Annotated in this window: 26 protein-coding genes, 1 pseudogene and 1 riboswitch; of the genes and pseudogenes, 4 read left to right on the forward strand and 23 right to left on the reverse strand. The window is 39.9% G+C overall.

Going from position 1 to position 24646, the window contains the following annotated elements; genetic code table 11:
• Position 1: 1 nt before the first annotated feature.
• Positions 2–904, forward strand: coding sequence for a DMT family transporter (locus LIT25_16710; protein ID USK36314.1), 903 nt, complete (start codon positions 2–4; stop codon positions 902–904).
• 174 nt (positions 905–1078) lie between these two features.
• On the opposite strand, the gene LIT25_16715 is transcribed toward LIT25_16710, so the two are convergent.
• The 7 genes from LIT25_16715 to LIT25_16745 all read right to left on the reverse strand — a co-directional run bounded on the left by LIT25_16715 (position 1079) and on the right by LIT25_16745 (position 7427).
• The gene (locus LIT25_16715) at positions 1079–1354 is read right to left on the reverse strand and encodes a DUF6123 family protein (protein USK32239.1); all 276 of its coding nucleotides are present in this window, start codon (positions 1352–1354) and stop codon (positions 1079–1081) included.
• A 79-nt stretch (positions 1355–1433) separates the two neighbouring features.
• On the reverse strand, positions 1434–2096 hold the full coding sequence (locus LIT25_16720; GenBank protein USK32240.1) for an NAD-dependent epimerase/dehydratase family protein: 663 nt from the start codon (positions 2094–2096) through the stop codon (positions 1434–1436).
• A 66-nt stretch (positions 2097–2162) separates the two neighbouring features.
• On the reverse strand, positions 2163–3059 hold the full coding sequence (locus LIT25_16725) for a 5'-3' exonuclease (GenBank protein USK32241.1): 897 nt from the start codon (positions 3057–3059) through the stop codon (positions 2163–2165).
• Positions 3060–3186: 127 nt separating this feature from the next.
• A complete protein-coding gene (locus tag LIT25_16730) occupies positions 3187–3330 on the reverse strand; it encodes a hypothetical protein (GenBank protein ID USK32242.1) in 144 nt (47 codons plus the stop codon).
• 69 nt (positions 3331–3399) lie between these two features.
• Positions 3400–3675: a YpbS family protein gene (locus LIT25_16735; protein ID USK32243.1), complete on the reverse strand. Its 276-nt coding sequence runs from the start codon at positions 3673–3675 to the stop codon at positions 3400–3402.
• Positions 3659–3859: a hypothetical protein gene (locus LIT25_16740; GenBank protein USK32244.1), complete on the reverse strand. Its 201-nt coding sequence runs from the start codon at positions 3857–3859 to the stop codon at positions 3659–3661. Before LIT25_16740 ends, LIT25_16735 begins: the two co-directional genes overlap by 17 nt.
• Positions 3849–7427 (reverse strand): dynamin family protein, encoded by a 3579-nt coding sequence (locus LIT25_16745; GenBank protein USK32245.1) that lies wholly within the window; start codon positions 7425–7427, stop codon positions 3849–3851. Before LIT25_16745 ends, LIT25_16740 begins: the two co-directional genes overlap by 11 nt.
• Before the next feature lie 177 nt (positions 7428–7604).
• On the opposite strand from LIT25_16745, the gene LIT25_16750 reads away from it, so the two are divergent.
• Positions 7605–8015 carry a sporulation protein gene (locus tag LIT25_16750; protein USK32246.1) on the forward strand — a complete coding sequence of 137 codons (411 nt, stop codon included), beginning with the start codon at positions 7605–7607 and terminating at the stop codon, positions 8013–8015.
• Between the two features lie 298 nt (positions 8016–8313).
• On the opposite strand, the gene LIT25_16755 is transcribed toward LIT25_16750, so the two are convergent.
• The 6 genes and pseudogenes from LIT25_16755 to LIT25_16780 all read right to left on the reverse strand — a co-directional run bounded on the left by LIT25_16755 (position 8314) and on the right by LIT25_16780 (position 12741).
• A complete protein-coding gene (locus tag LIT25_16755; GenBank protein ID USK32247.1) occupies positions 8314–8586 on the reverse strand; it encodes a hypothetical protein in 273 nt (90 codons plus the stop codon).
• A 105-nt stretch (positions 8587–8691) separates the two neighbouring features.
• Positions 8692–9920, reverse strand: a pseudogene (locus tag LIT25_16760) (cation:proton antiporter).
• 16 nt (positions 9921–9936) lie between these two features.
• A complete protein-coding gene (locus LIT25_16765; protein USK32248.1) occupies positions 9937–10425 on the reverse strand; it encodes a cation:proton antiporter regulatory subunit in 489 nt (162 codons plus the stop codon).
• A 136-nt stretch (positions 10426–10561) separates the two neighbouring features.
• Positions 10562–11188 (reverse strand): metal-dependent hydrolase, encoded by a 627-nt coding sequence (locus LIT25_16770; GenBank protein ID USK32249.1) that lies wholly within the window; start codon positions 11186–11188, stop codon positions 10562–10564.
• Positions 11189–11409: 221 nt separating this feature from the next.
• Complete coding sequence (locus tag LIT25_16775; GenBank protein ID USK32250.1) at positions 11410–12045, reverse strand: FMN-dependent NADH-azoreductase; 636 nt, start codon at positions 12043–12045, stop codon at positions 11410–11412.
• Between the two features lie 261 nt (positions 12046–12306).
• Positions 12307–12741: an SgcJ/EcaC family oxidoreductase gene (locus LIT25_16780; GenBank protein USK32251.1), complete on the reverse strand. Its 435-nt coding sequence runs from the start codon at positions 12739–12741 to the stop codon at positions 12307–12309.
• Between the two features lie 110 nt (positions 12742–12851).
• Here LIT25_16780 and LIT25_16785 point away from each other — a divergent pair, with 110 nt between their 5' ends.
• Positions 12852–13151 (forward strand): phage holin family protein, encoded by a 300-nt coding sequence (locus LIT25_16785; protein USK36315.1) that lies wholly within the window; start codon positions 12852–12854, stop codon positions 13149–13151.
• A gap of 232 nt (positions 13152–13383) precedes the next feature.
• On the opposite strand, the gene LIT25_16790 is transcribed toward LIT25_16785, so the two are convergent.
• The 4 genes from LIT25_16790 to LIT25_16805 all read right to left on the reverse strand — a co-directional run bounded on the left by LIT25_16790 (position 13384) and on the right by LIT25_16805 (position 16639).
• A complete protein-coding gene (locus LIT25_16790; GenBank protein ID USK36316.1) occupies positions 13384–13941 on the reverse strand; it encodes a hypothetical protein in 558 nt (185 codons plus the stop codon).
• On the reverse strand, positions 13941–15041 hold the full coding sequence (locus LIT25_16795; GenBank protein USK32252.1) for a type III polyketide synthase: 1101 nt from the start codon (positions 15039–15041) through the stop codon (positions 13941–13943). Before LIT25_16795 ends, LIT25_16790 begins: the two co-directional genes overlap by 1 nt.
• Before the next feature lie 325 nt (positions 15042–15366).
• Positions 15367–15909, reverse strand: a complete 543-nt coding sequence (locus tag LIT25_16800) for a GNAT family N-acetyltransferase (GenBank protein ID USK32253.1) — start codon at positions 15907–15909, stop codon at positions 15367–15369.
• Between the two features lie 76 nt (positions 15910–15985).
• Positions 15986–16639: an MtnX-like HAD-IB family phosphatase gene (locus LIT25_16805; protein ID USK32254.1), complete on the reverse strand. Its 654-nt coding sequence runs from the start codon at positions 16637–16639 to the stop codon at positions 15986–15988.
• A 104-nt stretch (positions 16640–16743) separates the two neighbouring features.
• On the opposite strand from LIT25_16805, the gene LIT25_16810 reads away from it, so the two are divergent.
• Complete coding sequence (locus tag LIT25_16810) at positions 16744–17502, forward strand: L,D-transpeptidase family protein (GenBank protein USK32255.1); 759 nt, start codon at positions 16744–16746, stop codon at positions 17500–17502.
• A 41-nt stretch (positions 17503–17543) separates the two neighbouring features.
• Here LIT25_16810 and LIT25_16815 read toward each other — a convergent pair whose 3' ends face one another.
• The 6 genes from LIT25_16815 to LIT25_16840 all read right to left on the reverse strand — a co-directional run bounded on the left by LIT25_16815 (position 17544) and on the right by LIT25_16840 (position 24597).
• A complete protein-coding gene (locus tag LIT25_16815; GenBank protein ID USK32256.1) occupies positions 17544–17828 on the reverse strand; it encodes a YkvR family protein in 285 nt (94 codons plus the stop codon).
• Between the two features lie 121 nt (positions 17829–17949).
• Entirely contained in the window at positions 17950–19260 is a 1311-nt protein-coding gene (locus LIT25_16820; protein ID USK32257.1) for a purine permease, read from the reverse strand.
• Positions 19257–19850: a xanthine phosphoribosyltransferase gene (locus LIT25_16825; protein ID USK32258.1), complete on the reverse strand. Its 594-nt coding sequence runs from the start codon at positions 19848–19850 to the stop codon at positions 19257–19259. The genes LIT25_16820 and LIT25_16825 overlap by 4 nt, the downstream gene beginning before the upstream one ends.
• Positions 19851–20109: 259 nt before the next feature.
• Positions 20110–20211, reverse strand: a riboswitch (purine riboswitch).
• A 132-nt stretch (positions 20212–20343) separates the two neighbouring features.
• Complete coding sequence (locus LIT25_16830) at positions 20344–20730, reverse strand: VOC family protein (protein USK32259.1); 387 nt, start codon at positions 20728–20730, stop codon at positions 20344–20346.
• 56 nt (positions 20731–20786) lie between these two features.
• A complete protein-coding gene (locus LIT25_16835; GenBank protein ID USK32260.1) occupies positions 20787–22304 on the reverse strand; it encodes a carboxypeptidase M32 in 1518 nt (505 codons plus the stop codon).
• A 355-nt stretch (positions 22305–22659) separates the two neighbouring features.
• Positions 22660–24597, reverse strand: coding sequence for an ATP-dependent DNA helicase (locus LIT25_16840; GenBank protein ID USK32261.1), 1938 nt, complete (start codon positions 24595–24597; stop codon positions 22660–22662).
• Positions 24598–24646 lie beyond the last annotated feature (49 nt).

Raw genomic sequence — 24646 nt, forward strand, 5'->3', positions numbered from 1 at the left:
GATGAAGCTGAAAAAATCTTCAGTTGCCGATCTCAGCCTCCTGTTCGTTGCTTTTATATGGGGATCTACTTTTGTGATTGTCCAAAAAGCCATTCACTTTATGCCGCCCCACTTTTTTAATGGCGTTCGTTTTTTTGCTGCAGCCATTATACTGACTATGATTAGTTTAAGAGTAACCCGCTTTCGACTTTCAAAAGACACATTGCTTGCCGGAATATCGCTTGGCGTCTTGTTATTTTTAGGTTACGCCTTTCAGACTGTCGGATTGTTATATACAACCTCTTCAAAAACTGGATTTATTACTGGTTTAAGTGTGATGATCGTTCCCCTCTTGTCCATCTGGCTCCTTAAGGAACGCGCCAGAAAAACAGTTTATTTTGCAGCAGGCCTTGGAACAGCAGGCTTGTACCTTTTAACCCTGAGTGATTTCTCTTCACTAAATATAGGAGATTTGCTTGTTCTCTTCTGCGCCGTTGCGTTTGCTTTGCATATTATCTTTACAGGGAGGTTTTCCAGCAGTCATGATGCTTGGATGCTGACGATCGTTCAGCTTGCAACGGTTTCTATCCTGAGTTTTCTAGCATCCGTGGTATTTGAAGCTGCAAATATGAAAGAGAATTTCGGCAGCATGTTTACATTTGAAGTTCTGTTTGCCCTTATCATTACCGCGCTATTTGCAACTGCATTCGCCTTTTTCGTTCAAACAAAGCTTCAGCAGTACACAACAGCATCAAGAGTTGCTCTCATTTATGCCACAGAGCCAGTGTTCGCTGCATTAACCGCTTTTATTTTCATAGGAGAGCGGCTGACAGTATACGGCATAATCGGCTCTCTGCTTATTTTGGCAGCCATGCTTACAGCTGAATGGAAGCAAAATAGCACAGAAGAATCTCTTACCATATAAAAATCCCGGGATCCCCGAGATTTTTTTACAATTATAAAATTTTGTGTTTTGATGGCAAGCGAAAGCGCCTAACTCCTTCGTCAGAACGGCTCTCCAAAAAAGCCAAACCCGGACTTTTCCGTCGGAGCCTTATCTGACATGCCCGCGCTGACAAAGGCGCTTCCGCTTTTCTAATTAGATCAAATTCAGTTTTTGTGCCACAAGAACTGCCTGTGTGCGGTTTTTTGCCTTTTCTTTTGTCAGCCTTTCAAGAAGGGAGACAAAAAATGAGCCGTCAAATTCCTTCTGTGCTTTTAATGTCAGCTCAATCGCAGCAATGACCAGCTCGTCCTCGGCACCTGTGTAATGTTTGCCGAACTCGATAAAGCCAAGAGCATCTTCCTTAAGCTGAAATCCTTTATCTTTTAAATGCAGCAAATAATCTGTAACCGACTGTTTCGTATGTAGCAAGCAGACCCCGCCTTAGGTGTAAAGTTTCATCCATCCTAATTTTAGCTGATGGATAAAAAAATTTCTATACCATTTCGCCCTAGTAATAACCTATTTCATGAATTTCATCTGATTGAAAAGTGATAACGAGCGGATCTTTATTTTGCGCTTCTTTGACCATTGCTTTTGCAACTGTTTTTGCATGGATCGGTTTCATTAATTTTAATTTTCCAACAAAAAGAAATCCAAGACTTTTAGCCATCCATACACCTATCTTTTCTCCGAAACGAAATTCTTCCCTGTCACCAATCAGCAAAGACGGCCTGAACAAGATAACCGAGGGCAGCCCTAGGTTCCTTAAGGCATCCTCCATCTGTCCTTTTACTCGATTATAGTAAAACAGTGAATCGCAATCGGCTCCGACAGCTGAGACGGCAAGGACTTTATAAACACCTTGCTGTTTGGCCAGACGGGCTGCTTCTACTGCATATTCAAAATCAACTTTATAAAACGCTTCCTTGGATTTTGCTTGCTTCATCGTGGTACCTAAACAAATAAACAATTCATCTGCGGCAAATTCACTGCCATACTCAGATAAATAATCAAAATCAGTTATAATTGTATTTTTATGTTTGGCATTTTCATGGGTTAAAGGCTTTCTTGTAATCGTCTTCACTTCTGAGTACTGCTTAGATGCAAGCAGGAGACTGAGCAATTCAGTTCCAATCAAACCGGTTGCTCCGATAATCAATGCTTTCTTCATGATCGCCACTCCAATCTTATACTCTGAATCATAAAGGAATTAGAGCAATTAATCAAAAAAGAGAGGTCACATTGCCTCTCTTACTGCCAGGGCATCTGATAAAAACGTGTGCAGCCCTCTTAGTTCCATTTCCTCAATCATCTGAACAGCGCGGTTATGCTCAACGTTCAGAAGGGCTTCATCAAGCGGGCACTCTACTGGAACATCACATGTAATTTCAGCAAGTTTCCTTGATAAATGAAGCATTTCAAGATCCTGTTCAATCTTAGATCGCTGAGCTTTGGTCAGCTCTTCTAAGCTGCTGAGCAGGCCTTCAATGGACTTGTATTTCGCAATCAGTTTATATGCGGTTTTTTCTCCAATCCCGCGAACGCCAGGATAGTTATCGCTGCTGTCTCCCATTAATCCTTTTACATCGATAAGATGAGCGGGAAGAATGCCTGTTTCTTCTGTGAAAAAGTCGTGAGTATAAACCTTATACTGCCCGATTCCTTTTTGCATAAGGACAACCTGTACATCCTCCGTTAATAACTGCAGCAGATCACGGTCACCTGTCAAAATGGAGACATTCATCTCCCCTCCGTAAAGTTTCGCAAGTGTTCCGATGCAATCATCTGCCTCATAGCCTGCAAGTCCAACATTCGGTATGTTTAATGCTTCAACAACTTCTTTAGCCAAATCAAACTGAGGACGCATTTCAACAGGAGCTTCCGGACGGTTTGCTTTATAATGGTCAAACAATTCTGAACGGTACGTTTTGCTTCCCATATCCCAGCAGCAAATCACATGACTCGGGTTAAAATGTTTAATTGATGCCAGTAAATGCTTTAAAAATCCGTTCACAGCATTCGTAGGCACCCCTTTGCTGTTGATCATAAAATTGCCGTATACAGATGTTGCATAAAAAGCTCTAAAAAGGAGCGCCATGCCATCTACTATCAATAATTGGTGTTTATTTTTCATCTATTATCAAGTCTCCTATCTAAAAAAATCAAGTACCTCTATCATATCATAATATGTGGGCCAGACTGAAAGGGAAAAACATGAAAAAGACCCTCACCATTTGTGAAGGCCTTCTGTCTTTTGATAACTACTTAGACTCCTGGTTCTTTTTGCTGTTCATTTTTTTCACTTCTGTTTCTGCATAAGAAGCGAATTCTTCGTTAAAGCCATTTTTCTTTTTAGCATTGTTGTTGCGCTGTGCATTTGCATTTCCGCTTTTTGTTCTGCCCATTTGTAACACCTCTTTTCAGTTGTGCTAATCTTAGGATTTCCGTTAAGCGGGTCTGATTACACGCAGAAGTTATTGGTTATCTGCAGCGTATTTTCGCTGTACAAACTCACGGACCATTTCTTCCGAGACCAGTTTTCTTGTCGGAATAATGCCTTGTTTAGCGAGTTCATTAATCTCAGCTGTAACTGAATTAATGCCGCCAACAGAGAAAGGCTGTGAGTGTCTGCATTGCTGAACGGCCTGTTCAATAAGCGCTTCTCTTTTTTCTTCTAACGCTAAAAATGCGGAAACAATCGCGTGCTGTTTTTTACTGTGAGCTGAAATTTCTTCATGTACGTTTGTCATTGGGCAAGTCTCCTCTTTTTTTCATCAGGTTCAGGACTTTTTCAGTCGGTGTCCAGCAATCGAAAGAATAATCCGGTTTTGTTTCAAAACCGAGCCGGCCGCAGCGGTACATCATTTTTCCGCCGCTGCGGAAGCTTTGAAAATGAGTACACGCGGCACAAACCTGATATTGTTTACTGTTCATCGCTTTTAAGCTCCATCATAATTTGCTTTAGAGTCTGATTTCCTTTTTGATGCAGGGTTAAATCATTGTTTGTATAAGCAGATAAAAGAGCCTCGTAATAATTCTCTGCCTGATTGGCAAGGTTCTCAAGCAGCAGGCTGCATTCATTCATGAACTGCTCAAGATAATACTCGCCAAACTGATCCTCGTGAGCTGATAAGATATCCGTTATCGGCGTGTCGAGTTTTCCCTGCAGCTCGTCACTCATGTTTTTCTTTTCATTTTTTTCAAAAAAGGATTTCGTGTTTTTAAATTTTTTCAATGGCTGACGGATTTCCGCTGATTTTATGTCTTTTAATGCAGCTTGCAGCTTAGGTGTTTGAAACTTGGTGAATTCCGGCAGAGATGTCCGGAGCTCGTTATTAGTCAATGCCATCTCCTTGGAATGACGCTTAAACACATTCTCAAGCAGCTTGCGGCTGTACTTTTCAAGCCTTAGTGTCGTTGCCTGCAGTTCTTGGAGAACATGAAATTGCAGCGATACAAGCAAGTCCTGCAGGCAGTTCTCAAGGATTTCTTTTGTTTGCTTCGAGGATCCTGCAAAAGCTCCCGGATGAAAGGCTTCTTTAAATAAGTCCGGAAACCTCAGCATCGTTCGCTGTTTGACATAAAAGAGCTGCTCTTTAATTTCCTGCAGAACCTGACTTTGCTCAAGCTGATGTTCATCTGTACGAAGCTTGGATATAATCTCGGCACGTTCGGATGAAAGTCTCTGAAGTTCATGCTTTCTCTTCTCCTGATCAGCATCTGCAGCGTTCAAGATCGATTGCAATTGCTGCTTTGCTATAGACAGCTCTACTTTGGCGGACATAATCATCGAAGCGGATAAATCGTTATTGATAAAGTGCATAAAATCATCTTGGAACTGAGTGAATTCAGATAAAGCTGGATCTGACGTTTTTTCAAGCTCCATCAAACTAGATATGCCGTAAAGACGCGGATGGCGGATCTCATGGGAAAGCAGCTGCCCGGTAATATACTCTTTTACCATCTCAATTTCTTCCTTGCTCTCTGCAAGATCAATGGCGTTGATGACAAAGAACATCTTATCCATTGTAAATGTATCTTTCACGCGTCCCAGCTGTTTCAGAAATTCACGGTCTCCTTTGGAAAAAGGATGATTATAATACGTAACAAATAAAATGGCATCCGCATTTTTAATGTAATCAAAGGCTACTTCTGTATGCCTTGAGTTAAAGGAGTCTGCACCTGGTGTATCAACAATCGTAATGCCATTTCGGGTAAGGGGGCTGTCAAAATAGATGATAACCTCCTCAACCGTGCAAGCTTTTTCTTCATTAGCGACAAACTCTTTGTATTCCTCTCTCTCAACTGCTCTTACCGTTCCGCTGATTGAAGGGAAATGTTTTAGAGCATGAGTGTAGAGCGGAAGAAGTGATTTCAGCCTCTCATTCCCGCCTTCTAGTTTCTCGAGTTTTGAAAGAGCTGAATGAACAGATTCTGCTTCTATCGAAAATAAATCGGCGATTTCCTTCAGAAATGCTTCTTCTGATTTAAACTTCACTTCAATTAAACCGTGCGGCTTATCCGCTGTCACAGGCACAATTTTGTTGATTGTCGCCGTTGTAGGCGTTGGAGAAGAAGGCAAAAGCTTTTCGCCGAGAAGCGCATTGGCAAATGACGACTTTCCTGCACTGAAAGCACCGAATAAAGCAACGGTAAATGTTTTATTCTGAAGCGATTGTGCCTTCTCTAAAAGAGAAGCCGACAGCATGTGAAAACCGGGAATATCCCGCATGGCATCTGAAGCCCTGGCAATCTGCTTTGAAAAGAAACCCTGATCGAGATGGTGATCATGTTTTGGCTGTTCTTCTGTGAGCTCATCGCTCAAGGCAGAAACGGGTTTATGAGTCTCAAGCATCCCTTCAACAGGCTCCTTCATAGGGTGATTCTGCATCCACTCCGTAATATTGATGTCTGGAAAGTTTTGCTGATCCATCAGTTCAATTAAATCATTTTTCACTTGTTCAAATGAAATCAGGCTGTGATAGGTCTCATTCAATTCTTCAAGCTGTTTGTTCGCTTCGTCAACTTCTTGTTCAAGGGCTTTTATCTGATCTGCACTCTGATTCTTCAGATGGCGTTCAATCTCTTCGATAAGAGGCAGGGCCTGCTGTTTGCACTCTTTTTTGACAGCCTCGCTTAAATCGTTAGAATAGGTCAGCGTATATTGCGAATTGACTGTTGCACCTTTATGGATTGAATCCTGCAGCAGCTGTGGCTGTATCTTTACATCAAACGATTGAATGTCATTTAAGATAACTGGATCATGGATGTCATATTCAGCACTTTTTTTCTTTAAAAGTTCAGACAAATGCCACGTAATTTGAGACTGCAAGTGACGTGTCATTTCTTCAAAAAGGTCAGACTCGCGCTTTTGCCGCTCTTCAAGAGTTTTCACTTTAGAGAAGAGCAGGCCGACCTTAAATCCAGGCTGTGCAGCTGTAATAAATCGCTCCGCTTTGGATCTTGTTTCAAATGGAATCAAATTCGCATTTTTAAGGATATACTGAAGCTGTTCCTTCATATCAAAGACTGCGCTGTTCACTTTATCCAACAGGCTTTGAAGTGCTGAAGCAGATGCCTCATTGTTTACTTGCACTGATTCTAATTGCTGAATTAATTCATCTGCCTTGATGTCTTTTATCTCCAGATCGTCCTCTTTCCACTTCAAAAATTCATTTACTAATGATATCAAAGTGGACTGGGCATTCTTGATAACAAGATGATCTTCGGCGATTGTCTCGCGAATGAGCTTTTTTACTGTCTGAAGCTGATTATGTGTATTTTCATGATCTACCAAAGATGTATAAAAGATATGGTTTTTAGAAAGACCGGCTCCTCCAAATGTCATTTCGATCTGTGATCTAAAATAAGAAAAAGAAACTTCTTCCTCTCTATGTTTATCAATTTGATTCACAATCAGGTATACATTTTTGCCTTTATGTATCATTTCACTAATAAAAGTCACATTCTCTTCAGATTGCACATGATTATAGTCTGTAACATAGAAAATCAGATCTGCAAGATGCAGGGTTGATTCTGTTGCCATCCGGTGAGCGGCATCTGTTGAATCAATGCCGGGCGTATCCATTATCACCACGTTTTCAGGCAGAGCCTGATAAGAATCGCTGATCTCGACTTTCAAAATTTCTTCGCCCTGCTTACAGTAATCTTTCACTTGCTGAATGGAATATTCTCCGCTCAATTTCAGCAGATTCCCGCTGCTGTCATGCAAAATGACCGACTTGTCCCCTTTTTGGAGCAGCACCACATTAGCACTGGTCGGGATCGGACTTGTAGGCAGAATGGATTCTTCAAGGATCGTATTGATCATTGTTGATTTACCGGCAGAAAAGTGACCGGTAAACGCAATGTGCTTTGTCTCTTTATGTACTTTATAAATAAGCTCTTTTACCTTATCTGCAGCGGCTTTATCCTCTTTCATTTTTTCGAAAACAGCAGCCGAACGCGGCAGCAGATGGTGTTTTAACGTTTTCGTGCTCATTGCCTAAACCCCTTTGTCTAGCGTATATTGCTATTTTACTTGATTTTTTGCCTTTTTCCCATCATATTATAGAATGTATGAATAGTTCTCTAGAAACCTGAAACTTTTTTTCGCCATGACTCGTATAACCAGTAATTGCAAATAGATTTTTTCACAAGCTGAAAGGTGGGCATTTTCTTGTTGTTTGGAAAGGTATTGTGTAAATTTGGAGTTGGCTCTGCAAAAATTGATCTTGTTCTAAAGGGTGATACATACTCCATCGGCGATATGATCAAAGGCGAATATATTATTAATGGCGGTGTTGTTGAACAGCGATTAAAACGAGTTGAATCAGATCTTGTGCAGACAACTTCAGATGATGACCGCGAAATCGTGATTCATACGAACACGATTTTCTCTTCAGCTGTGATTTTGGCGCAGGAAAAAAAAGTGATGGGCTTCTCTTTTAAGCTTCCCTCTTCCCTTCAGCCATCTGATCACCGTGTATCTTATAAATTTATTACACGGCTTGTTTTTACAGATGGCATCAGCAGTGTAGATCATGACGAAATTATTATTCAGCCTGATTTATCAATTGCCAAAAGGTGACCGGGGTTATACTCATGTCACCTTTTTTGCATTTTCTAATAGTGCATCCATCTATATATTGAATAACGTCTTCTTCCACTTGATACAATCCAGTCTTTTTTCAGGATTCTGCTTCACTGACTTGTTAACCGGATAGCAGTACTGCTGACTGCTTTTGCTTCATAGGTAGAATAAAAGAAGCCCGGACTGAAAGAGTCTGGTTTTTTATAATCCTTTTTTCCCTATATACAGCAAATGAGAGGAAATGCCAAGCAAAGAGGGTTCCTTTGCGGTTTCAATAAGAAGTTCAATAAGGTTATTAAATTCCTGGTTTCCTTTTTCTTTCCATAGGGTTCAGGTGTTTTCGTTCAGGGCTGCACCAACCGCCGTTGATACAGCGTGACCTTATACCCCTCTGCAGCAAGCGCCATTTAATACTTGCCATTGCCTGCTCCCTTATCAAGAATATGTGCTTTTTCAGGAAGTATTGTTTTATGTATCGGTAATTGATTATATATTCCAGCGGTTCACGGTCTAGCCTTGCCCATTCTCTTTCAGCAAAACCGGTATAGTAGTCAATCACTGAATCCATCTTTCTTTCCCCTTTAATTTAAATGAATATTCATAAATTATACCATTTATTGTTTTTGCAATATAAAAAAAACGCTCTATAAGTTAGAACGTTTTCAGGGTTCACTTAATTTTCCGGCTGTTTCATTTTAGGCTCAGCTTTTTTCGTAACTTTCCATTTGAAGATTTTATTCAGGAAATGATAGATGGCTTTTGACTCTTTCGTTAACAATGGGCCAAGGATCGCTAAAATCAGCACATAGAGAGCTGAGAATGGTTTTAGAATCGGCATTAGACCCCCTGCTATTCCTAAGTTAGCCATAATGATCGAAAACTCTCCCCGTGAGACGATGGTCAGTCCGATGTTTAGTGAACCTTTATGAGATAACCCGGCTCTTCTGCCTGCGATCATACCCGCTGTGATATTGCCGATAATCGTCAGTACAACAGCGCCCAGAGCAAGCCATACAGCTCCTCCAAGTAAAAATGGATCAATGCTTAGTCCGAAGCTGAAGAAAAAGAGTGCCCCGAAAAAATCACGAAATGGAACAACTAAATGTTCAATGCGGTCGCTGTGGTCTGTTTCTGAAAACACTAGACCTAATAATAGCGCGCCAATTGCTTCAGCAACATGGATTGTTTCTGAAAAACCGGCTATAAAGAACAGGGAGGCAAATACGACGATGATAAAGATTTCATCTGAAGAAATATTTAAAAGTTTATTTAAGATTGGAGTTGCTTTTCGGGCAACAATGAAAAACAAAAGCATGTACCCGAGGGCTATTAGAATGGAGGTTAAAGCACCGCCTATTGAAGTTGCATCTCCAAGAACGAGGCCTGATACGACAGATAAATATACAGCTAAAAAGATATCCTCGAACATGATAATTCCCAAAATGAGTTCGGTCTCGGTATTACCGGTTCTTCTTAAATCAACCAATACTTTAGCGACAATGGCACTGGAAGAAATTGTGATGATGCCTGCAATAATCAAGATTTCAAGCAGAGGAAATCCAGCAAGGAAGGCAAAAAGCAGCCCTACAGTAAAGTTTATTAAAATATAGATTGAACCGCCCATCACGATGGACTTCCCTGATTTGATCAATTTTCCGATAGAAAACTCGAGTCCGAGGTAAAAAAGGAGAAATAGAACACCCATGCGTCCCATAAATTCGATTATATCCGCACTCTCAATGAAGGTTAAATCAATGACTCCAATCTTAGGAGCGTGAGGACCTACAAGCATTCCAAGGACAATGAGGAATGGAATAATGGAGAACTTAAATTTCCCTGCTAAAAGGGCTGCTATTGCTACTAAAACTAATGCTTTCCTACTTCAAATACTAAATGATCCATCTATACATATTCCCCCTTAAGAAGATAATAAATTTTTAATTAGCGCTTTCAAATCCTTTCTTTCTCCTGAAATAACTAAAGTGTCACCAGCTTCGATCATCGTTTCCGGTCCTGGATTCAATACTTTTTTCTGATTTTTTTTCATGATAGCAATGACGGTTACACCGTACTCGTTTCGAATATCAATGTCTAAAATGGATTTATTCACAGCAGGAGCACCCGGCTCTACTTTGAACCATTCAATCACAAGGTCATCAAGAGCTATTTCAATGGACTCCAATGCTTTTGGCTTGTAAACCATGCCGCCTAAAATGGCTGCAACTTGCCTTGCTTCAGAATCATTAAATGTAACACTTGAAATACTTTCCTCATGATCATCCGCATCAAAATGATAAATTTCTCTTCTTCCATCATCATGAATCACGATGACAATTTTATCATTTGTTTTTGTAATCACTTCAAACTTTCTGCCGATTCCGGGCAATTCACTTTCTCTGCAATTCAAACCTATTCCTCCTTCACATTTGGGCAAAAAAATAGAGGCCTTTTTTAAGGTCTCCATTTTTCTTAATTTCATTGTATCGAACTTTTTTGATGTATTCAAATAGTTTGCACTTTTATTCACAAAGTCTTCAAAGGTTCTAAAACTCTTTTGATGTAAACGGCAAAAAGTATTTAACCCCTCTTCTATTAAATGGAAGAACCTTCATATCTGCAATCAAATGACTGGCATATCCCGCTGTGCTCACTATAAAAGCATCATCCATCCCGATTGCCTGCTCAAATTGAAAGGCAATAACTGCAAAAAAAGCAAGGCCTAAAAGAGAATGCGTGTAGCTTCGATGGGGCACGAAGGAAGCAATAACAATAAATGCTCCAAGCAATATGATCCATGGTTCCTGAAGAAAAACTCCGCCTGCTGCAACGCCGATTCCAGTCATTGTCAGCATATGCCTTTGCCTTATAAATGCTGAGAGAACGATAATAGCTGTTCCAGCCCCCATACCTATCCAAATTTCATTGCCGCTTCCTTGAAAAAAGCTGTACATAATCATCAAAAAACCGACAATCTGTGCGACTATCCGGAAAAATTGATGAGAAAACGTTATTTTGTTGCTCAATTTCCCGTCAATATCAAAATCAGGCATTAACGCAGTCAAACCGCCAAGTCCTGATAACAGTAAAGTCGACTGAAAGTCAGCCCCTGCTGAGTTTGCAATAATAAATCCTGTACCGGCTCCTATTGCCATGTGTGAAGTTCCATTCATAGAAGTTTCCAATCTCCTTATTCGTTCATCTTATCATTCTAATATAAAAAAGCCCTTCTGAGAGGACTTTAATGGAAAAAGTTTCTGATTTAAGGAGAACTTAGTTGATGAAACAGCAAGTCAGAATTTCAAACAACCTTAATTAGTTCGTTTTTCCCCTTGCCGCATATAGGTCATTTCCTATTCCAATAAAAAAGATCCCCAATAGGAGATCTCCATTTTTAGAACGAATGAGCCAAGTCTTTAGCGCGTGCAATACCATTTTCTTTGATTTCTTGTGCTTTATCAGGCATTGCTGCATGACCTTCAATAAATAAGCCATCAAATGATGGAACTCCGAAGAAATTCATCATAATGCCAAGGTGACGGTGGCCCATTTCCATTTCAGCAGCTGGTCCAGTTGAATAGATGCCGCCGCGAGCCTGGATGTGAAGAGCTTTTTTATCTGTTAATAAACCAACAGGTCCCTGCTCTGTGTATTTAAATGTTTTACCTGCTACAGCTACTGAGTCAAGGTATGCTTTCATAACCGGAGGGAATGAGAAATTCCATAGAGGTGTAACGAATACATATTTGTCAGCTGAAACAAATTGTTCGCTAAGCTCAGACAAACGTCCTACTTTTGCTTTTTCTTCTGCAGAAAGTTCTTCAAAACCTTTGCCAGTCTGAAGTTTTCCCCAGCCGCTGAATACGTCTGCATCTAAATGGGGAATGTTCTCTTTATATAGATCGATATGAACGACCTCGTCATTTGAATTTACTTCTTTGTAAGTATCCAAGAATGCTTTTCCTGCTTCCATGCTGAATGAAGCCGTGTCATCGTGCGGGTGTGCAGTGATGTATAAAACTTTTGCCATTTTGTCATTTCACCTTTCCTTGTTTAAAATTAGAGACATTTTATTATTGTTTGAAAGATATAAATTAAAACAATAATTTACGAATCTCTAAATTGAATATCTTTAATTCGAGATAATAATATCGAATATTTTATTCTTTGTCAATTGATTTGAATGGCAAATGAATCTCAATCTTAAACATCGCACATATTTTATCTTTTTTTCTATCCTATTTAAAAAAGCGACTGCCGTACTGTACGGCAGTCGTTTTTTTCGGCTATTTTATTTAAGCTGCTGACTTAACTCTTTTGTCATTTGCTCAGTCAGCTCTGGTCTGCCGTGAAACTTTGCAGGTGTATTCTGAAAAAGCTGAATGAGCCATTTATCTTCTCTTTTTACTGCAACCAGCGTTTGATGAGTATTAACATCCGGATTTAAATCTGTTTGCCCAGGCGGAACTATTCCTGCAATGGCGCGCAAAATGGCTGCTTCTGAATTGAGGAGCTGCACATTTTTCACTTTAGTTATAAAGGGGGCGGTTGGATGACTTTCAAAAATAGGGCTGAGATGCCCGTAAATATCGCTGCGGCCTATTGCCAGGCTGCCGTCAAACCCAATCATTTCTCCTTCTTCTGCAAAAAGATCGGCCATTTCACGTGCATTGCGGTTATTCCAAGCTTCGATAAGCTGATGATAAAGGATATGTATCGTATTCAAGTCATTTCCTCCCTTTGAATGCCTTTATCCAGATTTTACATCAAATGATTTCTAATAGAAAACAACCAGAGTTCAATACTATATAAAAAAGAGAAATAAGGATGAAAAAAATGACCGAATTTCCTGTGATTCACACAAATGTTTGGGATGCAATAGCGGCCGTACCGGCAGTTTTGATTCTTACTCAAATTTTAAAACTTTCTTTCCATATTCCCGGCAAATACGTTCCGGCTCTTGCCGGATTCCTGGGAATGGGAATCTCTATTTTCATCAGTCATCCGCATCACTTATCTTCAGGAATCTTTATGGGTTTTTTTTACGGCAGTGCAGCAGTTGGAGCCTATTCTTCGCTCAAGACTTCGATTTTGGCATACCACGGGCGTTCAAAGTATAGGGATAATTCAACATAAAAAACTGCCAAAGAGGCAGCAAATGTATTTAAGAAGCAGTATTTACTTTTTTAAGTATGTAACCAATTAACGAGCTGTAGGCTAAGACGGTTCCTAATAGAAATAACATTGTCATTGTCTCACACAACCTTTTCGCTGAGAATGATTCTTAAAATCAGTGTAGCATGAATGAAAATTATTTTCAACACAAAATGCAAACCGACTGTTCAACAGTTAAGTCCCTCTAGAGTCATCAAGTCTCTTCTTTCCCCGGAATAAACCTTCTTTTATTTATAAATGACTTCTTATAATCTGTATGCTTCATCAGTGCATTTTCTTCCGCAGGGATCCGGATGGACAATATCGCTGCATTAAGAACCGTAAAAAGGATGGCAGTTGCGTAAGCTTGGAATAATATTGGAAGAAATAGAATTTCAACGGCCACAACTAAATAATTTGGATGCCTCATAAATCTGTATGGACCTTTTGCAACGACTTCAAGTCCCGGGACGATAATGATCTTTGTATTCCAAAACGGCCCTAAACTGAATACCGCCCAGTACCTGATCACCTGAGTGATTAAAATAATCGGCAGGATCATCATCCAAAGCGGTGAAATTTCTTTATTAAAGATCATTACCTCTAGTGTGAATGAGAGCAGAAACAGCAGATGAACCGCTACAATCAGCGGATAATGCTCACCGCCGTGCTCTTCTCCCCCCATGCTTTTCATGTGTGTTTCGTTTCTCTTGGCAATAAATAATTCAGAGACTCTTTGAACAATGATAATGATGAGAAAGAGATAAAAAATCATATAGCTTTCTCCCATTCTACTAGTAAAAGCTCAGAACAAAATCCTGGCCCGAGGGCTGCAATTATGCCTAAATCAGACTCCTCAGCAATCCTGCTGATTAAGGATTCCTCTATTACATACATAACTGTAGCAGATGACATGTTTCCATGATTTTTCAGGACGTTTTTGGAGATCTGCAGCTGTTCCTCAGCAAACCCAAGGCTTGATTGATAGGCTTGAAGCACTTTCTTCCCGCCAGGATGTGCTAGAAAGTGCTTAATTTGCTGAAGCGAAATGTTTTCTTCTTGCAGGTATTCTGCAACCGTCTGTTTTAGCCAGTTTTTAATAATGCTCGGAATATCTCTTGAGAAGATGACGTAAAATCCGTTATTTTTAATATCCCATCCCATCACATCTTCAGAATCCTTCATAAAGGTTGATCGTGTAGAGAGCGTTTTAGGGACTGTTTTAAGTGAAGAAAGCTCTTCTATCTGAATTCCTTCTCCCGCAAGCAGCGTACAGGCTACACCATCTGCAAACAAAGATGTGCCAATGAAGTTGCTTTTAGATAAATCATCATGCTGAAAAGTCAGGCTGCACAGTTCCACACAAACGACAATCACTTTAGCATGCGGATAGGCTTTGCAGTAGTCATGAGCTCTGGACAGACCCGATGCTCCTCCTGCGCAGCCAAGACCCCAGATAGGAACCCTTTTTGTTGAATCCTTAAAAGGCAATTGATTCATTATTTTAGCATCAATGCTTGGAGTCGAAATGCCTGTGCTTGAAATAAAGAATATCGCATCAATTTCTTCGCAGCCAATGTCTCTCTTTAAAAATTGTTTTGCTGTTAAACAGTTGACGATCGCATCGGTTCCAAGTGCAACCGCTGCTTCAATATACGTATTATTTTTATCTTCAAAAGAATGATTAGAAGCATACCAGTCCATGTCTTTTACGAATTGCCTGCTTTCAATGTCTCCATTTTTAAAAGCAGGCAGCAGTCTATTTATGTCTTTAAAGGTTCCTTCAAATAGTTCCTTTGCGAATTCAACGGTCGCATCCTGCGGCATTTGATTCGGCGGAATACTTTTACCTACCGACAAGATATATGCCATAAACACACCCCATTTTCCACCTAATAAGGGTACTCTTTCCATTTTTGATGCATTTTATGTAGGACTTTCAGGTGAACAAAAAAAAAGCTCTTCCCGATAAATGGGAAAAGCAACGTTTTAAAGGAGTTGTTGTTGTGCTCTTTTATTATAACCTTAAAATCCTGTTTGAAAAGAAAAGATTGAATGGGAATTAATGTATGTCAACAAGAAAAGCGGAACCGACTGGTCAGACCTCACCCAGAAAGTCCGGTTTTTACTTTTTTGTTGGAATCGTTCTGGCTGAGGTGCTGGGCTGCACATAAATTGCACACATTTTTATCCTTTCCTAAGACTTAAAAAAATAGGCCATATGAATTTCGTCATCAAACTTTCCGTTTAGAATTGCTTGATCACGCTGAGTTCCTTCAATCATAAATCCATATTTTTGATACAGCTTCAGTGCAATCTCGTTTGATGCAAAAACGGTTAAGCACAGTTTATGGAGATTGTTTGATTTGCACCACTCAAGCGCAGCACTCATCAGTTCTTTGCCAATGCCAAGTCCTTGAGCAGAATCTGAAAGCCACGTCCGGAAAAGTCCTGTATGCTTTTTCATCTCCAGCTCCCCGCGGATGACTCTTGCAATGCCGACAATTTTCCCTTTTAGTTCAACACCTAAATAAAGGTTGTTTTTTTCTCTCATATTGCAAATAAAGTCTACTTCTTCCTGAATAGACCTCGGCCGTTCTTTTTGTATGTACGTTCCGGAATCAATAATGCTTTTTACGGCTTCAATAATATCTTCAGCATCCTCTTCTCTTATCGGACGCAAAGTGACTTGTTCGCCGTTCTTAGCTGTAAATACTGTTTTTACCTCTTTAGTAATCATGATGTTCAGCTCCTTCGGTTTAGTATATCTCAGGGACCTAAGAAGTAACACATTATACAGCTTGATTCTCATTTTTTCAAAGAATAAGTCTGCCAGATTGGCGCAAATATCCTTCAACATCTTTAAAATTGTTTACGCCAATATACTGAATTCCCTTCTCTTCTAACAGCCCGCACAGCGCGTCCTTGGCAAAGGTTACATTCGCATAAGCAGCTGGGTGAGAGTCTGGTTCGCTGTCTCCGAAGAAGTATACAGTTTCGTATTTTTCCTTAAGCTTTAAAATCACTTTTGATTTATCAATACCGTACCGCTCTGAATATTTCCAGTCTCCTTTGTCAATTTTCAAATGGATATTCCTGCTGTGGTAATATCCATCATTCGAAAAAACTTCTACATCTTCAGCTCCAATTTGATCCAAAATATGCCGGATGTAGTAATCCGTACCTGCACTTAAAATGAAAAAATCTCCTCCGTTTTTTTGAACAAGCTTGATAAATTGTCCAATATGCTCATCCATAGGCATAGTCAGAATTGATTTTATCAGTTGCTCTTCCTCTTCATGGATTGAGGTAAAAATATGGCTTAAAAAATCAATATCAAGCATCTGTCCAGCCTTCCATTCTTTATAAAGATCCTCACCCTCTGGATAGTAATTTTCTATGACATGATGATAAAAATCTTTTTTGGAGATGGTTCCGTCAAAATCTGATACAAAAGCCCACTTTTTCATTGAATTGACCTCCGGAGATTATTTTTCAATATTTGGAAATATATAGGGGATATTCTCATATGATGTAGTAATTGCTTTTTACTATTACATCAAAGGGGATGCACATGAAAAAAATACTGGTTATTTTCACCTTGGCGCTGATCATGTTTTTTGGCGCGGGAATCAGCAAAAGTTATGCAGCTGGAAATGATTTTATCATCATCAACAAATCAAAAAATCAGCTTGCCTACTATCAAAACAGCAAATTAAAAAGCGTATTCAGAGTAGCTACAGGCAGGCAGCCTTCCTACACCCCGGAAGGAAAGTTTAAAATTGTCAGCAAAATTGTCAACAGACCTTATTACAAAAAAGGCATTCCAGGAGGAGATCCCCGCAATCCGCTGGGCAACCGCTGGCTTGGAATCAATGCCAGAGGAACTTGGGGCACTACTTATGCTATTCACGGCAATAACAATCCAAGTTCAATCGGACAATACATCAGTGATGGATGCATCCGAATGTATGACAAAGAAGTTGAATGGCTTTACAGCCAGGTGAAAATGAACACACCTGTTATTATCACCACTTCAGGCAAAACATTCGATTCAATTGCGCTTTCAAATGGCTACAAAGTCAGCGGAAGCAAAGCAGTCTCTTCTAAACCTGCTGCATCTTCCGGCCAAAATCTAAAAAAAGGCAGCCGGGGCAGCGAAGTAAAGCAGCTTCAGCAGCTGTTGACATCGAAAGGCTTTAATACAAAGGGCATTGATGGAGTTTTTGGAAACAATACTGATAAAGCGGTCAGATCATTCCAAAAGAGCAAAAAGCTTGGTGTTGATGGAATTGTCGGGCCTATGACTAAAAAAGCACTTAGTATGTATTAATAGAATAAGAGAGCCCTAAAAATCATTTTTAGGGCTTTTTTTCATGAAATCTCCAGCAGCTCGAGATGAAAGTCACCTGTTGCATCTTTTTCATATAAATTTGTTAGCGATGCCGTGTAATTAGTGATGGTTCCTTTAAAAGAAAGATTTCTATCAGGAATATCCACATAAAATGTCTGATTATATAATAGTGTCGTAATGTCATAATAGTTTTCAGAGTGAACTTTAAAGTCCATTGTTACTCTCTGTGCGCCGTTTTCGGCAAGCTCTTCTTTTAAAAAATAGGGTTTGATCTCAATTTGATTTAAGAAAACCGAATAGGTCATTTCCTCTGCATTTCCCGTAAGTTGATAGGGGAATGGTAACATGACTGCGTTAAAAATACCAAGAATACAGCTCGGTTTATAAATAAAAAAACCCTCACACTTTATCGTGAGGGCCAGTCTCTTAGGAAGCATGTTTTTCATTAAATGCAGCGATTCCGCTGTTCTTTTCTTTTCGCACAACGTTGAAAAGAATATTTAATAGAATGGCTGTTAAACTTCCAGCTACAATCCCATTATTCGTCAAAATTTTAATGGATTCAGGAAGATTTGCAAACATATCCGGCACAGCTGTAACCCCAAGACCCATTCCAACAGAGCAGGCAATAATCAGCAGATTTTCCTGTGAAGCAAATTCCACTTGACTGAGCATCTTGATTCCATAGGCAATAACCATTCCAAACATGGCAACCATTGCCCCGCCAAGTACGGCTTCAGGAATGATTGTCGTAAATGCCGCAATCTTTGGAACCAAACCCAGAACCATCAACATACCGGCTGCTGTGTAAATGACATTTTTAGATTTAACACCTGAAAGGGAAATTAATCCGACATTTTGAGAGTAGGCTGTGTATGGAAAGGCGTTAAATATGCCTCCTAATAAATAGGCAATACCCTCTGCGCGATATCCTTTAGCAAGATCCTCTTTTGTTATTTTCTGCTTTGTAAGATCCCCTAAAGCATAATAGACACCGGTTGATTCAACCATACTGACAATTGCAACTAAAATCATGGTTAATATTGGTGCAATTTCAAACGTAGGCGTTCCAAAGTAAAACGGTTTTCCAACTTGAAACCAGCTTGCTTCATACACTGGCTGAATATCTACTTTTCCCATAAAGGCAGCTGCTGCTGTTCCCGCAAGAAGGCCGATCAAAATGGAAATTGAGCGAATAAATCCTGTGAAAAAACGATACAGGAGAATGATAAAAAGCAATACACCAAATGCAAGCCCTATATTTGAAATAGAACCAAAATCAGGTGATCCCTGCCCTCCTGCCATATTGTTCATGGCAACAGGAATAAGAGTGATCCCAATAATCGTTACAACCGATCCTGTTACGACAGGCGGAAAAAATTTCGCGAGCTTGCCAAAAACAGTTGAAATTAATATGACAAAAAGTCCAGAAGCAAGAATCGCTCCATAGATAGAAGATATGCCGTACTCCGTTCCAATCGCTATCATTGGTCCAACAGCTGTAAACGTACATCCGAGTACGACCGGCAAACCAATTCCAAAGAATTTATTCTTCCATACTTGAAGAAGCGTAGCCAGTCCGCACATGAAAATATCAATCGACACAAGGTAGGTAAGCTGTTCTGCTGTAAGTCCCAGTGCTCCCCCTACGATAAGCGGCACGATGATGGCACCTGCATACATCGCCAGAACATGCTGAATCCCTAATGAAAAAACCTTGAAAGCACCGTTATTCATACCGCTGCCTCCTCCGTTTCTTCAAGAAATTGAACTTCATGATTTTCGAGTGATTTTATTCTTGCAAGTGATTCGACGCGGAATCCTTTCTCGCGAAGAATTTTTCCGCCTTCTTGAAAGGATTTCTCAATTACAATTCCGATTCCTGCAAGCGTGGCACCTGCTTGTTCTACTATTTTTGCAAGACCAAGTGCAGCCTGGCCATTTGCAAGGAAATCATCAATGACTAAAACACGGTCTTCGGAAGTCAGATGCTCGCCTGATACAGCGATTGTATTTTCTTCTTGTTTGGTAAAAGAGTAAACAGATGCTGTTAAAAGCTGATCTGTAAGCGTCAGTGACTTTCTTTTGCGGGCAAATACGACCGGAACGTTCAGCTCAAGTGCAGCCATAACAGATGGTGCTATTCCAGAAGATTCAATTGTCACGATTTTTGTAATGCCGTCGTTTTTAAATCGATCTGCAAATTCTTTCCCAACTTCTTTCATCAAGAATGCATCAATCTGATGGTTCAAAAAGGAATCCACTTTCAATACTTGGTTTGAAAGAACTTTTCCTTCAATATTAATTTTATCCTGCAATAGCTTCATGTTTATAATCCCTCCAAATATTAAGAAAAGCGCAAGCGCCCGTTTAGCTCCGAAAGACAGATAAGAATCCGTCAGAAAAGTCCGGGTTTGACTTTTTTGACGGATTTGTTCTGGCCAAGGAGTTGGGCGATAGAGCAAGACATCAATGCGCTAATTTTCTTTTCCTTAAAACAAAAAACGGCATTGCCTCACATAGAGTGAGACAATGCCGCTATATCCGGAAAAAAAAGGAATTCCCAATAAGGAACCTTTTCGTATAAAAACAACACTGCTCACCCATAGTCAGATGATTTACGGTCATCCGGTAGAAACTTGCAGGCCATATCCCTGCGATTATATGAGTGCTCGTTTATTTGATTAGTTGCATTATAACAAGGATTTTATAGTATGTGAAGTACTTTTACGGAGAAAAAACGAATAATAGCACATAAAAGTTTTTAATTATTCGTTTTTTCAAACAAATTAAAAGATGATTTAGTGCGTTATGATCGATTTATGATTTTGAATAATTCAGCTGCCAGGAAACACCATATTGATCTTGTACCCATCCAAACTTCTCGCTGACTGGAGAGGCTGCCAGCGGCATTAATATGCTGCCTCCTTTTAATAGTTTTTCAAAGGCATCTTCAATCTCAGCTTCACTGTCACAAACAACAAATAAGGAAATTGCCGGTGTAAAAGAAAAATCATGCTGGACGATGCTATCGATACACATGATTTCCTGCCCTTTTAATTTGAATAAAGCATGCAGAACAGATCCGTTTTCATGATGATGGATGCTGTTAATTTCTGATCCTTCAAAAATAGATACATAATTATTCATCGCCTCTTCTGCTTTTCCTGTAAACATAAGAAACGGCCTCACTTTTTGCTGATTCATCCAATTCTCTCCTTTAATAGAAAGACCGCACCTCTATAATGTGCGGTCTCAATGATTTATTTTGCAGCCTCTAATTGGTAAAGCTTTGCATATTTCGTTTCAAGATGCTCAATCAAATATTTAGCATTCAGGCCTTCACCTGTGACATCCTGAAGGATTTCAAGCGGCTGTTTCATTTTTCCATATTGATGAATGTTTTCAGTCAGCCAGTTTTTAATCGTGCCGAATTCTCCATTTTCAACAATCTCATCAAAATTCGGGAGGTCTTTTTGCATCGCATTCTTAAACTGGGCTGCATACATATACCCCAATGCATACGAAGGGAAATAGCCGAACATGCCGCCAGACCAGTGAACATCCTGCAGAACGCCTTCTCCGTCATTTGAAGGTGTTACCCCTAAGTATTCCTCATATTTCTCATTCCATATACGCGGAAGATCCTCAACTTCAATTTCATTATTGAATAGACCTTTTTCAATTTCATAGCGGATCATGATATGAAGCGGATATGTCAGCTCATCCGCTTCAATTCGAATCAGTGATGGTTTAGATTCATTTACGCCTCTATAAAAATCCTCTAAAGAGACATCATCAAATTGACCTGCTGCATGCTGTTTTAAAGATTCATAGTAGCGTTTCCAGAAGCCGGGATTTTTCCCGATAAATTTTTCATAGAAGAGAGATTGTGATTCATGTATTCCCATTGAAGTTCCATCACACAGCAGCGTGCCTTCAAGTTTTTCAGAAATATTCTGCTCATAAATGGCATGCCCGCACTCATGAATGGTGCCAAATAACGCGGTGCGGAAATCCTTCTCTGCATACTTCGTTGTAACCCTAACGTCCCCGCGGTTTAAGCTGATTGCAAATGGATGCACGGTTTCATCCAAACGCCCCGCTTCAAAATCATAGCCAAGCTCTTTTAAGAAAAATTCAGAGATTTGACGCTGTTTTTCTTTTGAGATCGGCTCATATAAAAAACTCGTTTCAGGCTGATTAGGAGATTCCGTAATACTCTTAACGAGCGGTACAATGTGTTCTCTTAGCTCTCCAAATACACGGTCAAGCACTTCTACCGTTACACCAGGCTCATATTGATCTAAGAAAGTATCATATTTGTTTTCTTTATAACCCCAATATTCAAGAAACTTTTTGTTTGTTTCAACAAGCTTTTTTAAGTATGGTGCAAACAAGCTGAAATCAGATTTATCTTTTGCTTCCTCCCATACCGATTCTGCTTTTGATTTAAGGATCACATATTCCTTAAATTCATCCTGCGGAATCACTTTACTTAGCTTGTATTCTTTCTCGCACTCCAGCGCTGCTTTATACGCAATTTCTGAAACTTCATCTTTCGCCTGTAAAACTTGATCAATATATGATCTCATCTGATCAGAGGTCGCCATTTGAAAAACTTCTGTAGACAGGACACCAATTGCCTGAGACCGCTGCTCAACAGCTTTCTTAGGCGCCCCTGTTCTAAGATCCCAAAACATGAGAGAAATGGCTTCATTATAACTTTTCATTTTTTGAAGATACTCTAAAAATTCTTTTTCAATGGATTGAATGGACAATCTGCTCACCCCTTGATTTTTTATGTAAATAAATAGTAATAATTTTCTAACATTTTCAGATTAAATGATGAGAAAGGCTTTTGTCAATCATTTTTATCGACTGGATAGTCTGTTTTAAGAAAAGCGGAGCCGACTGTTCTGACTCGGGCAGACAGATAAGAATTCACCCGAAAAGTCCGGGTTTGACTTTCCTGAGGGAATTTGTTCTGGCCGAGGGGCTAGGAGGTGGAGCTAGACAATAAGAAAAGCAGAACCGACTGTTCAAACCAGACTGATAAGTATGCTCTCTCTAAACATAAAAAACCCAGTTTCAATTCCAATAGCACAAAAAAAAAGCGAAGGAATTCCTTCGCTTTTAGACTAATTCAGGCTCAACCGGCAATATTGCTTTCACCTGATCCAATACTTTTACATCACGTTCACTTGATAGGTAAATCGAAATTCCCCCCTGATCTGTGCTTGTTCTGATCAGGCGTCCTATGCCCTGCTTCAGTCTTAGAATCATGTAAGGCATGTCTACATCAGCAAATGGTTTTGCCGTGCTGCTCCGTTTAGATTCAAAGACAGGGTCTGTTGGAGGAAACGGGAGTGACCAGATAATCACATTTGACAGTGATGCACCTGGGATGTCGAGTCCTTCCCATAAATGCACAGCACACAAAATGGACGTTTCGTCATTTTGGAACTCAGATACGAGCTGGCTGATTTCCTGATCTCCTTCAAATAGGAATGAGTATTCAGTGTTCTGTTCACTTATATATTGTTTAAAGACTTCGAGTTCGTTCATCGCACTGAACAGGATCAGTGCACGGCCGCCGGTCTTTTTAACATTTTCCAGTGTCTGAACACACTTCATTTTATTAAGATCTTGTGAAGCTGATAGATCGTGAAGTTTTATTTTCATATTTTCTTCATAATCAAATGGCGACTCCACCGTGAGAGACAAGTAATCTTTAATGCCAAGACTTCCGGCAATAAAATCAAATGACTTATTATTAGACAGAGTGGCAGATGAGAAGATATATGGTTTTTTCTGTGAAAATACTTTTTCTCTCAGCACTTCTTCAACGGTCCGCGGCATAATAATGAGCGAAAAATCCTGCTCTCCGCTTTCAATCCAGTGAATGGCCCCACTCTGCTTATTAAAGAGAGAAATGGAGAATTCCATAGAATCCAAGTATTCTTCAACAATTTTCAGCTCGTAGGAATCAATGGTGTACATTTCGCTTTCGAATACGAGTGCTTCCCCGATTTCAGCCAGCAGCCGGTGCAGATGAATGCCCTGCTTCTTTAAGGTATCGTTCATGAAAATTTTTGAACGGTGCGAGCCTGGAACTTCTTCAGATGCATCCAGCAGGCTGTCGAAAAACTCTTCATTAACTACAAGTGTATCTTCCACTAAATGAGCGAATTCCTCGCGGATATCGTTTTGAAGAAGTCTTTCCAGAAGAACAGCAAGTGTGCTGCTTTTCACTCTATAGGTTAAAGCTTTTTGCGCTGCATATTCTAATAGATGGCCTTCGTCAAAAACGACAGAACTGTGCTCTGGAAGAAGCGGCATCTGGCCTTCGCGTTTTCTGGAATCAAATGTCCAAATATGCTCCATGTAAAAATCATGTGAGCAGACAATCAGATCAGCAGCTTTTCTGTAATGATCGCGTGAAAGAGTTAGGCCGCAGCGATGTCTTTGATCGCATGATAAACAATCCTGAAACGGGTCATAATTCACAGCGTTCCATTCATCATCTGTTAAATGAGGGTATTCTTTTCTGTCGCCATAATGGCTGAATGATTGCATACCCGCTTTTTCATGAACGAAGGACGGCAATGATTCAAATAAATCCAGATAAAGATCATCACCAGTACGCTGAATGGTTTGATCCAGTTTCTTAAGACATAGATACTGATCCTGTGATTTCCCAAGACGCACATCGATATTTAAGTCTAAATGCTTGCGGAGCTTAGCAATATCGCCCTCATTTTTAACAAGCTGTTCAATCAGTGTTTCATCAGCACATGCAATGATAGCTGGTTTCCCCGTATATCTTGCATAGCTTATAGCATAAAGCAAATAAACAAGGGTTTTGCCCGTTCCTACTCCTGCTTCAGCAAACATGACGTTTTTTTCGCGAAATGCGCGTTCAAGCTGAAACGCCATAAATATTTGTTCATCTCTAAGTTCAAAGCCTTTTTCAGGCAAAATATCATAAAAAACATCACCGATCCAGTTATTTAATCCTTCATAGAAGGTTTCATTCTTTGATACGGCAAAAGGCAGACGTGACGTCGGCATGTATCAGATCCCCCACATTCTTTTATACTCGAAAGGACATTATTTCACT

Origin of the sequence: Bacillus sp. F19 (genome assembly GCA_023823795.1) — a bacterium.
Classification (GTDB): Bacteria; Bacillota; Bacilli; order Bacillales; family Bacillaceae; genus Bacillus_P.